The following is a 12,658-nucleotide window of genomic DNA, read 5'->3' as shown; positions in this document are numbered from 1 at the left end:
CCGAAAATTCAGTCAATGTTATGATTAGTACATCTTAACCAAAAGAGAGGTGTGCACTTTGAATATTGTCATTATAGGGGCCGGAGCACTCGGTTCTTACTTTGGAGGCAGATTGCAGCAGGCTGGTCAGCATGTTCAATACCTTGTCCGAAAAAAACGTGCCGAACAATTGAAAGAAAACGGCATCAGCATATCAAGCCCACATGGAAACTATCAATTTAACGACCTGCATATCACAGAAAATGTAATCGATATAGACAAGGTTGACCTTGTGGTTCTCGCCGTAAAAGGCCAGCATCTGCAAGGTACCCTCACAGATTTAAAGGTCCTTGTTGAAAAGGGCGCAAAGGTCCTTCCGCTTTTGAATGGATTGGAGCATATATCCATTTTACAAGAAGAACTGGGCGATGAAGCCGTCATGGGAGGAAGTGCCTTCATCATTGCCACCCTTGATGAAAAAGGTCATGTCATTCACTCCAATGATAATCACGATTTAATCTATGGCCCGCTTCACCCTTCACAGAAAAATATTTGTGATGAATTTGAACAGGCGGTCGGATCAGCTATCATGGAGGTAAGCAGGACGGAAAACATATTAATCAGGATGTGGATCAAATACATGTTCATCACCGCTTTCTCGGGTGTAACAACCGCCTCCAACCTCCCTATCGGCACGATACGGAGATTCCCGGAAACCCATGGATTGCTGGAAAATGTCCTTGTTGAAATGAAGGAACTTGCAAACGCTTATGACGTTGGGATTACCAGGCAGAATATTGCTCAGGCTTTGGAAAACATGGCAGGTTTACCGGATGAATCAACCTCTTCCATGCATCAGGACCGAAGGAAGGGCCAAACCCTCGAAGTAGAACATTTACAGGGCGGCGCACTGCGCCTTGCTGACAAGGCCGGCTTGAAACTTCCTGTGATTGGAGCCCTTTATGCACTCATAAAACCATTTGAAAATTGATTTTCCTCAATACCGGAGCTCCGCCGGTATTTTTTTATGCTGCTTAGGTATACATGAGACCTAAATCACTATCATTTCCTCTTCTACCCATCATTTGAAATCCACAAGACCAAAAAGACCAAAAAGAACAATATCACCAAAAGAATATTCTGATTCTTCCTTCTGTTACACTATAGTCAAGTTAAGAAAGCGCTATCATATAGCAAAGGAGAATGCACCTTGAAAATATTAAAAAATCTAACAGTTCAGGTCATCATCGGTATCATATTGGGTATAACAGTCGGTTTCTTCTTCCCTGCTTTTGGTGAACAGCTGAAAATATTAGCTGATTTATTTATTAAAATGATAAAAATGGTCATTGCACCAATCATCTTCTTAACCGTTGTTATCGGGATCGGCGGCATGGGTGATATGAAGAAGGTCGGCCGCATCGGCGGAAAGGCCCTGCTCTATTTTGAAATCGTTACCACCTTCGCCCTTGCTATTGGAATTATCGTAGTTAATATGCTAGGACCTGGCAAAGGTTTCAACATCGATTCAGTCGAAGGCGGAGATGTATCACAATATACAACAGCCGCTTCCGAAACGGAACATGGCGCAATGGCCTTCATTTCTAACATCATCCCTGATAATGCTGTTGCTGCAATGGCTGGCGGGGACTTACTCCCAATTTTATTCTTTGCCGTATTATTCGGATTATCAATGGCGGCGATGGGACCAAAAGTACAACCTGTCGTCTCCTTCCTTCAACATATTGCTGATATTTTCTTCGGCATAGTCAGTATGATCATGAAAGTATCTCCATTGGCGGCTTTTGGGGCAATGGCTTACACAATCGGTAAGTTCGGTCTTAGTTCACTAAGTTCCTTAGGACAATTAATGGGTAGCGTATATATCACCATGGCACTATTCATCATTCTTATCCTTGGTTCGATCGCAAAAATCTACGGCTTTAATATTTTCAAGTTCATTGCCTATTTAAAAGAAGAGATTCTCTTAGTTTTAGGTACATCTTCGTCGGAATCCGCCCTCCCAAGCGTGATGAAAAAACTCGAAAAATACGGTTGTTCAAAATCCGTAGTCGGTTTAGTTGTCCCAACTGGTTACTCTTTTAACCTTGATGGCACATCCATTTACTTATCCATGGCAGCGATTTTCATCGCCCAAGCCTATGGTATCGATTTAAGCATCTGGCAGGAATTAACCCTTCTGGGAATCTTGATGTTAACGTCCAAAGGAGCTGCTGGTGTAACGGGATCCGGTTTCATTACACTTGCTGCAACATTAGCTGCCTTCCCAATGATTCCGGTTGAAGGAATGGCACTACTTCTTGGAGTCGACCGCTTCATGTCTGAAGCACGCGCAATCACTAATCTAATCGGTAACAGTGTTGCTACTGTGGTCATTTCTAAATCCGAAGGTGAATTCAATCCAAATCAAGCCATCTCAGGTGATATGGGTGAAGTGGCCGTCTCATCGGAAAAATAATCGAAACCATGATTGTAGAGGTGTGCAACTTGCACCTCTTTTTTTATGTCTTCCTCCTCCACATTCTACAAGGAATAGTCGAGTTTCAAAAAAATAGCCAATCAAATAAATTTCAGTATCATCGGAAAGTGTTTATACTTTTATGTAACAGGTAAAGGTATAAAGTTAAAAGTTTTTTAGTAGTTTGATGGATTTAACCAAAATAGGAGGTTTTATCATGAAGGATTACGGATTATTTATTAACGGTGAGTGGTCGGATTTTGGGTTGGATAAAATTGAAGTGAAAAACCCGGCAACGGATGAAATAGTTGCCACCGTTCCTAAAGGCGGTGCGACTGAAGCAGCCAAGGCTGCAGATGCCGCTTATGATGCCTTTACGGATTGGTCAGCACTCTCAGTTTACGAACGTGCAGAACTAATTTGGAAATGGCATCGATTGATTGATGATAATAAAGAAGAACTTGCCAAAATCATGACTGAAGAGCAAGGCAAGCCCTTTAAAGAGGCTCTTGGCGAAATGACATATGCAAATGGCTTTTTATCTTGGTTTGCCGAAGAAGGGAAACGGGTCTACGGCGAAACGATTCCTGCTTCCGTGTCCAATAAGCGGCTTTTCGTGACTAAACAGCCTGTAGGAGTTGTAGCTGTCATTACGCCTTGGAACTTTCCAGCAGCCATGATTACAAGAAAAGTGGCACCAGCCCTTGCCGTCGGCTGCACAGTCGTCATTAAACCGGCAAACCTGACTCCCATAACAGCTTTAAAAATGGCTGAATTAGCGGAAGAAGCTGGGATTCCAAAAGGAGTCATCAATGTCGTGACAGGTAAATCATCAGAAATCGGTGAAACTTGGCTTCAAGATACAAGGGTCCGTAAGTTGACGTTCACCGGGTCTACAGAAGTCGGTAAAACCTTAATGAGGGGCTCAGCCGACACAGTAAAGAAAATCTCGCTTGAACTTGGAGGTCATGCCCCCGCGATCGTTCTTGAAGATGCCGACCTTAATAAAGCGGTTGATGGCATCATCAGTTCAAAATTCCGTAACGCTGGACAAACATGCGTCTGTTCAAATCGCATTTATGTCCACGAAGCCATTCAGGAAGCCTTTATCGAAAAGCTCGTTGCCAGGGTCAAAGAACTAAAAGTAGGAAACGGATTGGAAGATGGCATCGATATCGGTCCGCTTATCGATCAAAATGCAGTGGATAAGGTTCAAAAACAAATTGATGAAGCAATCAGCAGCGGAGCTAAGCTCGAAGCTGGCGGAAAATCAATCGGCGGCCTTTTTCTTCAACCAACCGTACTGTCCAACATTGATGACAGCATGCTTTGCATGAAGGAAGAGACATTCGGTCCACTAGCTCCAATTGCATCCTTCAAGACCGATGAAGAGGCAATCAAAAGGGCAAATGACTCCATCTTCGGTTTGGCAGCTTACGTATTCACTGAAAATATCACCAAAGGCATCAAATTCACCGAGGCACTTGAATTCGGTATTGTAGGATTGAACGACGGACTTCCTTCCGTTCCACAAGCTCCATTTGGCGGATTCAAGCAAAGTGGGCTCGGCCGCGAAGGTGGACACCAAGGCATCGAAGAATACCTTGAAGTAAAATATATTTCGTTAGGTTTGTAATTAATAAGCTTTCGTTCCTTCACTAAGAAAACGGGCCCGACTCAAATGAGTCGGACCCGTTTTTTCATTCCAATATATCCTCTTCAAGCTTTTCCTCTTTCCTGATCCTGATGAATTTTACGATATTCAATACAATCGTTTTAACAACGGAATAAGTAGGAACAGCCAAAATCATACCGATGATACCGGCAATATTTCCGGCGACGAGCAATAGGATGATGATGGTAAGCGGATGTGTGTTCAATTTTTTCCCGATGACTAACGGTGAAATGAAATTACCATCCAGTTGCTGGATGACCGTTACAACAAGAATGACCAATAACGCTTCGGCCGGTGAATGAATCAATGCCACTATGACCGCAGGAGCCACTCCGATAAACGGACCTACATATGGAATGATATTGGTTACTGCACCAATCAGCGCAAATAAGAACGCGTAAGGCAAACCAATGATTAAATACCCAATGAACGTTCCAATCCCAACAAACAAGCAAACAAGCATCTGTCCTTGTATATATGTAGTAAGCGTCCCGCCAGTTTCCTGAAGTACTGTTAAAGCTGGTTTTCTATAGCGAACCGGTACGAACTTCATGATGGAGCTTGGAAGCTTATCCCCATCCTTCAACATATAAAATAAGATGAAAGGAACCGTTACGACCACTAATGTTATATTCGTCACTACGCTAAAAACAGAAGATAAACTGTTCGTTATATTACTCGGTAAATTCGTCAAATATTTTTGAAGCGAATCTCCTACTTCTTGCAAAGGGACATAATCTTGTTCCACCGTCCACAAAAACCATTTTGACTCTGCTGAATCTTCAATGAACTTCCTAACTTGATTGAAATAATCCGGAAGGTTATTGATTAAATCCGTAACCTGTTTGGAAAGTGATGGGCCAACCAGACCGACCAACAAACTAACCAATCCTAGGAAAAATACATAAAGCAATACTATGGCCAATCCCCTTGGCACTCTTCTTTTAACCAGGAAATCAACAGTGGGGTTGAACAAAAAGTAGAGAAAACCTGAAATCAAGATGGGAAAGAACAATGTAGATGTAAAAATAACTATTGGTTCGAAAAGAAAAGAAATCTTTGTACCAACATAAAAAAGTAAAGACAATAGTAATAACTCTAACGTCCAAAAATGCAGTTTGGTCTTGAACAAATTATCTCCTCCACTATTACCATTCTATTTAACTTCCCTAAGGAAACAACATCATAAATTCGGAAAATCCTATGATGATAATCTTTCATTGTTAGCAGTTTACCATATTTCCATAACTTGAATGAATAATTATATACAAAAATAAAAGAAAAAATCATAATGACGCCATTCCCTACCTTTTTGATGTTTAAGCTTCATTTTACACTTTAAATCCGTTATAAGTTGAAGGAAAAAGAACTAATTGGAAACACCATACAAATTGCTCAGGAGAATAATCTATTTACCTTTCAATATTCCATTGGAGTTGACGAAAGATTCATTGGTTTCCACAAATATCATAAAGTGGATAAATAACAAGGGCGAATCCAAATAAAAAAACCCGCTGTAATGGCGGGGTTTTGACTCTTATTTTTGATCTTGAAGTACTGCTTCAAGCATCGTACCGTTTTTAGCTAGGTTTGTATGCCATGAGAATGCTTTTTCAAGAATATGTGGAGTTTGATGTCCTCCAGTTTGCGCAACAGCTTCAGTGAAGTATGCACGAAGCTGCGGACGGTAGTCAGGATGCGCACAGTTTTCGATGATTAACTCTACGCGCTCTTTTGGTGCCAACCCGCGTAAATCAGCGATCCCTTGCTCTGTCACTAATACATCCACATCATGTTCAGTGTGATCCACATGAGAAACGAAAGGAACGATACTGGAAATATTGCCGCCTTTTGCATATGATTTCGTTACGAAAATACCTAAGCGTGAGTTGCGGGCAAAATCTCCTGATCCACCAATTCCATTCATCATTCTTGTCCCAGAAACATGTGTTGAGTTTACATTACCGTAGATATCACACTCTAACGCTGTATTGATTGAAATCAAACCAAGACGGCGGATGATCTCAGGGTGGTTAGATATTTCTTGTGGACGAAGAACAAGTTTATCACGGTACTTCTCAAGTTCACCGTAAACCTGTTTTCCTTTTTCTTCAGCTAATGTAATCGAACAACCTGAAGCGAATTTAACTTTTCCAGCATCGATTAAATCGAATACCGCATCTTGCAGCACTTCTGAATACACTTCCAAATCTTTAAATTCAGAATCAAGGAAGCCCGCGAATACTGCATTTGCCACTGATCCTACACCTGATTGAAGCGGAGCCAGGCTTTCAGTTAAACGACCAGCCTTGATTTCTTCACGAAGGAAGTTAATAAGGTGGTTTGCGATGGTTGCAGTTTCTTCATCCGGCGGCACGATTGTAGAAGGTGCATCAAGATCTGTAGAAACGACGACCCCCATTACCTTTTCAGGGTCAACCTGAATACCGATCGAACCTAGACGATCGCTTACGCTAGTCATAGGAATCGGTTCGCGTTCCCCTTGTTTAGCTGGTGTATATATATCATGCAACCCTTCCAATCCTTCTGGATGGGATACGTTCAATTCAATGATTACATGTTTAGCTTCTTGAACGAATATGGCTGAGTTACCTACAGAAGTTGTCGGGATGATTAACCCTTCTTCTGTAATCGCCAGTGCTTCGATGATTGCAAAATCTATAGGTCCGACAATGCCTTGACGGACTTGTTCAGCTGTATGAGATAAATGCTGATCCACATATGTGACTTCATCAGCATTGATTTTATTACGAATGCCTTTGTCCGCTTGGAACGGTAAGCGTTTGTTAATGATACCAGCTTCCGCCATATGTTGGTCGACTTCAGGTCCTAAAGAAGCACCAGTATAAACATCAACTTTGAATTTTTCAGTTTTAGCTCTTTCAACCAGAGCCATTGGAATAACTTTAGCATCACCAGCACGGGTAAATCCACTCATACCGAGTTTCATCCCATCTTTAATCCATGAAGCTGCTTCTTCCGCTGTAACTACTTTCCCCTTAAATTGTTCGTTGCGAATTTTTTTGAAAACGCTTTCGTTCATACAAAAGACCCCCATTTTTCGCTTTTCTTACACTTAATTTTACCAAGCCAGTGTAATAGTTACATTCATTTCCGAATGAAAAGCCTTAAATGGAGCATAAACCAGCATTTATTTCACACAAAGGAGTAACACTAAAATCCTAAAGCCCTTCTGAATTGACTTGCATATGTTTGACTTACTTGGATTTTGGAATTGTCCTTCATTATTAGTAAAAATGTAGAATGAAAATCAGGAAGGATTTCCTGTATATAGTTAATATTGACGATGTACGAACGATGCACACGAATGAATAAATCACTAGGTAAAATGTATTCCAATTCACTTAAGTTCATTTTATGAAATCCACTCACACGTTCGGACTGAATTTTAGTTTTCCTATTTTGAGCTTCCAAATACATAATTTCATCATAAGGTAGCGGTATCCAGCGTTCATCTGTTTTAATGGTCAAGAATGATGTCGGTAAAATTAATGGCTTTGAAGGCAAAATGGCTGTTACCGCCCCTAAAGGATTGCCCTCGTCCATGATAGGTACACTCAGCCCATAGTAGGGTACGCCAAAAACATTACTTTCAACTTGCACCCCTATTTTTTTACGGACACTCAGAGCTTTATATGTCGCCGTGTTTTCACTAATTAAATCACCCGGTTTTATTCTTAGGTCAACTTGTTTGCTCGGTTGATAATAAATGTATTTTTTGGAATCAGCCACAGAAATTGAAGCATCCTTCGGAACAAACTCCCTGATGATATTTAAAACGGATTCGACCGTAAATTGATCCATTTCCCTTCACCTCTTAAAAGAACATATTAATAATTTCCCCATCATTAAACAGGGCATTCGCGAATAATTTTTGGAGGACTTACATTTTTTCGAATTCACTTTTCGCAAATTAAAGAAAAAACGAATTAACTAAGCGAAAAGTATCAAAAAAGGCAAAAAAATTGGATTTAAATTTATGTCCTTTTATCTATTATAGTTGGAAAGCTCCTCGATTTCCATGGGGGATGCATAAAAAAGCCGTTCTCCTTCATAAGGAAACGGCTAAAAGGTTATTTTTTAAATCGGGGATCTTGAAACGAGGACTTTATTCGAAGTGATAAAATTTCTTCTAAATTTTTTAATGGTAATTCCAATAAAAAGGGTCGGTCATCAGGTTGATATACATCCTCTGAAATGAGCGTATTAACGATCTTCTGTTTTTTTGCATTAACAATTCGGACCAGTCTCCCCATTTTCAGCTCCCTTTCTTTTTTTTATTGGATCCGGCACATTTGGTCGATTGAGTCACTGCATCAAATCTCATTCTTTAACGCACCATGGCCTTCTTTTCCGGTACGGATATTCACAACATTCGCCAATTCATAAATGAAGATTTTTCCGTCACCTGGTTTACCGGTACTCAAGAATTTCCTTGCTACATCCACAACATCCTGAACTGGAACTTCACACACGACGATTTCAATCTTCATTCGGTCATGTAATGACATTTCACGATTTCTGCCTCTATATGTTTCCACATAACTTTTCTGAAGACCCGTTCCTTTTACTTCCGAAACAGTCATTCCGCTTACCCCTATTTTGGCTAGTTCCGTTTTGAATTGTTCAAATTTAATGGGACGTGTAATGATTTCTATTTTCGTTAAAACCTCGGACATATGATCAACCCCCTTTTAAATTGATTCGTGATAGGCTTTTTCTCCATGAAGTGTAAGGTCAAGCCCCATGTACTCATCTTCTTCACTGACACGTAACGGAACGAAAAGGTTAATGGCTTTAGCGATGATATATGTGACCACGGCAACGAAAATATAAGTTACAACGATCGCTATGAGCTGCTTCCACAATAGGTTGAAATCTCCATAGAATAAACCGTTTGCCCCGCTTTCATTGACGGAAGTGGTCGCGAATAAACCTGTAGCGATGCCACCCCATGTTCCACCGATCCCATGTAATCCGAAAGCATCAAGAGCATCGTCATAGCCCAGTTTATTCTTCAAGAAGAATACGCCCCAAAAACAAACGGCGCCGCCTATGACCCCGATGATGATGGATGATGCAGGCGTTACAAATCCGCAAGCCGGTGTAATGGCAACCAACCCAGAAATAGCTCCGGATACTGCCCCCAGCAATGTCGCCTTTTTATTAGCCATATACTCAACGATCAGCCAGCCAACGATACCAGCAGCTGCTGCAACAGCTGTATTAACGAATACGTTCATCGCCACTTCATTGATTGTCAGTGCGCTTCCGACGTTGAAGCCGTACCAACCGAACCATATTAATGATCCACCCAGGAATGTTAAAGGAAGATTATGTGGTGCACTGTCCCCCGACTCTTTCCTTTTACCTAACATAATCGCTAAAACCAGACCGGCAACCCCCGAAGAAATATGAACAACGTTGCCACCTGCAAAATCAAGAGTACCAAGCTCTGCTAACCAGCCGCCTCCCCATACCCAGTGAGCAACAGGAGCGTATACGAATAAAGACCAAAGGATCGTAAAAATCAAGAATGCTGAAAACTTCATCCGCTCAGCAATGCCACCTGCAATGATCGATACTGTTAAAACGGCAAATGTCATTTGGAATAACATGAACAAACTATGAGGAATTGTTTTGCTGTATGGTCCAGGTGCAAAGCCTACATCATTTAAGCCAACCCAGTCCAGACCGCCCAGAAATGTATTACCAGGTGAAAATGATAAAGAATATCCAATCAGCACCCAAAGAATCGAAATGACAGCAAGTGGCATGTAACTATGCATTGCCGTATTCAGGACATTTTTACTTTTTACCATCCCTCCATAAAATAGGGCAATCCCTGGTGTCATTAACCAAACCATCATCGTCGCCAAAAACATGAATACTGAATCTGCCATTTGCATACTGTTTTTTCCCCCTTGTTTTTGTATATGTTATGTTTATTAACATTCAAATGTTATATTTTTTATCATAAACTTAATTTTCTAATGATTCAACTTATTTTTTAATGTTTCATACTAACAATGTTAGGTTAAATAACATAAGTTTTAAATAAAGGACCAGGATTCTATCGTCGTTATATTTCTCCCTCTACTCATGTCCGGGTTCATAGATTCAAATAAAAAAGGCCCTCCTATTGAGGGCCCTTCAAAAAAATATTCAGTTAACAGCAACGAGACACTTTCCCACCCTTTGCGTTATAGCGTTCATCCTGGGCTTCGCAGAAAAATTCTTTCCTGGTTTTCACAGGATCTTCAGGATGGTGCACTCTCATATGTGCCACATAAGTATCATAACTCGGAACGCCGACAAGCAAACTGACGAACTGCTTTCTGTAGCTGAGAATCTTAACTAATCTTTTCAACATTTCCTTCCCTCCCTTATGATGACCTCGATACATAAGGTGATTCATGTAAATCTATTTTCTCGTTCTTCAAGACCTTTATCCATAACTTAATGGCAGAAATCAGGACAGTGATCACAACGATCATGAAGATGGCACATAGGGCAGCATCCACATAATCATTGACGATAACCCGTTTCATCTCAGATAGATTTGCTGCCGGAGCGAGAATTTCCCCATTATCATAGGCCGCTTTAAATTTATCCTTATGTGCCAAAAAGCCAATCGCCGGGTTTTCGTGGAAAAGCTTTTGCCATCCAGCCGTCATGGTCACTATCAATAAGAATGTAGTTGGCACAAGAGTGACCCATGTATACGCTTTTTTGCCCATTTTGAAAAGGACTGTCGTCCCAAGCAGCAACGCAATGGCGGAAAGCATCTGGTTCGCAATTCCAAACAATGGCCAAAGGGTATTGATTCCGCCAAGAGGATCAATGACCCCTTGATATAGGAAATACCCCCAACCGATTACACAAATGGCAGTCGCAATAATATTAGGTAGCCATTTATTCGTTTCGGCAAATGGCTTGTAAAAGGTGCCGATAATATCCTGTATCATAAAACGCCCTACCCTGGTTCCCGCATCAATGGTGGTCAATATGAACAATGCCTCGAATAGGATCGCGAAATGATACCAGAACGCCATCAGGGACGCTCCACCAATCACTTGTGAGAAGATATGGGCCATACCGATTGCAAAGGTTGGCGCTCCACCAGTGCGGGATAAGATGGTCTCTTCCCCAACATCATCTGCAAGGCCGGTAATCATTTCAGGTGTCAAAATGAAACCCCAATCGGATATCGTAGCCGCCACTTGAGCCGGCTCCGTTCCCACAACGGCGCCCGGGCTGTTAATGGCAAAATAGATCCCTGGCGTCAGTACACAGGCTGCTATCATCGCCATGATGGCTACAAAGGACTCAGTCAACATCGCCCCGTATCCGATTGGACGTGAATGTGATTCACGTTCAATCATTTTCGGAGTCGTTCCCGATGAAACGAGAGCATGGAACCCTGACACCGCTCCACAAGCGATCGTTATGAATAAGAATGGGAATAAATTCCCTGAAAAAACGGGTCCTGTTCCATCAATGAATTGAGTGACGGCAGGCATTTCAAGGCTCGGCATGACAATGAAAATACCAAGCGCAAGTCCTATGATCGTGCCGATTTTCAAGAATGTGCTTAAGTAATCACGTGGTGCCAATAACATCCATACCGGCAAAACGGAGGCAACGAATCCGTATACAATCAGCATGATGGCGATCGTTTCTCCATCAAATGTGAACATTGGCGCCAATGTAGCACTTTCGGATACAAAGCGGCCGAAAAATAACGCAAGCATCAATAGTATAATGCCAATAATGGAACCTTCTCCAACACGACCGGGCCTTATATAGCGCATGTAGATGCCCATGAGGACTGCAATCGGTATGGTCGAGGCAATCGTGAACATACCCCATGGGCTGCCCACCAACGCTTTTACGACAACCAGGGCAAGTACCGCTAATAAGATTACCATGATGCCGAGGATTCCGATCATCGCAATCAAACCTGTAATCGGTCCGATTTCCTCTTTGATCATCTCTCCCAATGATTTACCGTTACGGCGCATCGAACCGAAGAGAATAACGAAATCTTGAACGGCACCAGCTAATACAACTCCGACTACAAGCCATAGTGTCCCTGGCAAATACCCCATCTGCGCTGCAAGGATGGGGCCAACAAGAGGGCCAGCTCCGGCAATTGCTGCGAAATGGTGGCCAAACAACACCCACTTATTTGTAGGCACGTAGTCCTTCCCATCATTATTCGCTTCCGATGGAGTCTGGCGATTATCATCTAGCTCAAACACTTTCTGTGCAATGAATTTACTATAAAAGCGATATGCAATTGAATAAACACAGAGTGCTGCAGTGACAATCCACATGGCATTGATGCTTTCCCCCCGGTTTAATGCGACGAAACCAAAACTCACCGCCCCCACCGCAGATATGATTCCCCAAAGAATGACCGACTTAAACGCTTTCATTTTTTACCATCCCCTCTCAATGGTTTACTATAAAAAATCTTC

The 12,658-nt window shown here is 41.8% G+C and carries 10 protein-coding genes; 3 read left to right on the top strand and 7 right to left on the bottom strand.

What is annotated here, in order from left to right; translation table 11 throughout:
- The first annotated feature begins 49 nt into the window (after positions 1–49).
- The 3 genes from ACFX4X_RS15060 (at position 50) to ACFX4X_RS15050 (ending at position 4,094) form a co-directional block, all read left to right on the top strand.
- Positions 50–970, top strand: a complete 921-nt coding sequence (locus ACFX4X_RS15060; protein ID WP_377384536.1) for a ketopantoate reductase family protein — start codon at positions 50–52, stop codon at positions 968–970.
- Between the two features lie 219 nt (positions 971–1,189).
- Positions 1,190–2,458, top strand: a complete 1,269-nt coding sequence (locus ACFX4X_RS15055; protein ID WP_217899803.1) for a dicarboxylate/amino acid:cation symporter — start codon at positions 1,190–1,192, stop codon at positions 2,456–2,458.
- 217 nt (positions 2,459–2,675) lie between these two features.
- Positions 2,676–4,094, top strand: a complete 1,419-nt coding sequence (locus ACFX4X_RS15050) for an NAD-dependent succinate-semialdehyde dehydrogenase (protein WP_284471901.1) — start codon at positions 2,676–2,678, stop codon at positions 4,092–4,094.
- A gap of 64 nt (positions 4,095–4,158) precedes the next feature.
- Here the strand turns inward: ACFX4X_RS15050 and ACFX4X_RS15045 are convergent, their stop codons facing one another.
- The 7 genes from ACFX4X_RS15045 to ACFX4X_RS15015 all read right to left on the bottom strand — a co-directional run bounded on the left by ACFX4X_RS15045 (position 4,159) and on the right by ACFX4X_RS15015 (position 12,616).
- Entirely contained in the window at positions 4,159–5,265 is a 1,107-nt protein-coding gene (locus tag ACFX4X_RS15045; RefSeq protein WP_061461426.1) for an AI-2E family transporter, read from the bottom strand.
- A gap of 405 nt (positions 5,266–5,670) precedes the next feature.
- Positions 5,671–7,197, bottom strand: coding sequence for a succinyl-CoA:acetate CoA-transferase ScpC (gene scpC, locus ACFX4X_RS15040; protein ID WP_061461424.1), 1,527 nt, complete (start codon positions 7,195–7,197; stop codon positions 5,671–5,673).
- 131 nt (positions 7,198–7,328) lie between these two features.
- On the bottom strand, positions 7,329–7,979 hold the full coding sequence (locus ACFX4X_RS15035; RefSeq protein WP_125163285.1) for a LytTR family DNA-binding domain-containing protein: 651 nt from the start codon (positions 7,977–7,979) through the stop codon (positions 7,329–7,331).
- A 512-nt stretch (positions 7,980–8,491) separates the two neighbouring features.
- On the bottom strand, positions 8,492–8,854 hold the full coding sequence (locus ACFX4X_RS15030; RefSeq protein ID WP_377384533.1) for a P-II family nitrogen regulator: 363 nt from the start codon (positions 8,852–8,854) through the stop codon (positions 8,492–8,494).
- Positions 8,855–8,869: 15 nt separating this feature from the next.
- Positions 8,870–10,084 (bottom strand): ammonium transporter, encoded by a 1,215-nt coding sequence (locus ACFX4X_RS15025; protein ID WP_284471902.1) that lies wholly within the window; start codon positions 10,082–10,084, stop codon positions 8,870–8,872.
- 260 nt (positions 10,085–10,344) lie between these two features.
- Positions 10,345–10,548 carry a YbdD/YjiX family protein gene (locus ACFX4X_RS15020; RefSeq protein WP_089362581.1) on the bottom strand — a complete coding sequence of 68 codons (204 nt, stop codon included), beginning with the start codon at positions 10,546–10,548 and terminating at the stop codon, positions 10,345–10,347.
- A gap of 13 nt (positions 10,549–10,561) precedes the next feature.
- The gene (locus ACFX4X_RS15015) at positions 10,562–12,616 is read right to left on the bottom strand and encodes a carbon starvation CstA family protein (RefSeq protein WP_377384531.1); all 2,055 of its coding nucleotides are present in this window, start codon (positions 12,614–12,616) and stop codon (positions 10,562–10,564) included.
- Positions 12,617–12,658: the final 42 nt, after the last annotated feature.

This window comes from Peribacillus sp. YIM B13481 (assembly GCF_042787985.1).
GTDB lineage: Bacteria > Bacillota > Bacilli > Bacillales > DSM-1321 > Peribacillus > Peribacillus simplex_A.
This window is presented reverse-complemented; position numbering and strand designations above follow the sequence as displayed.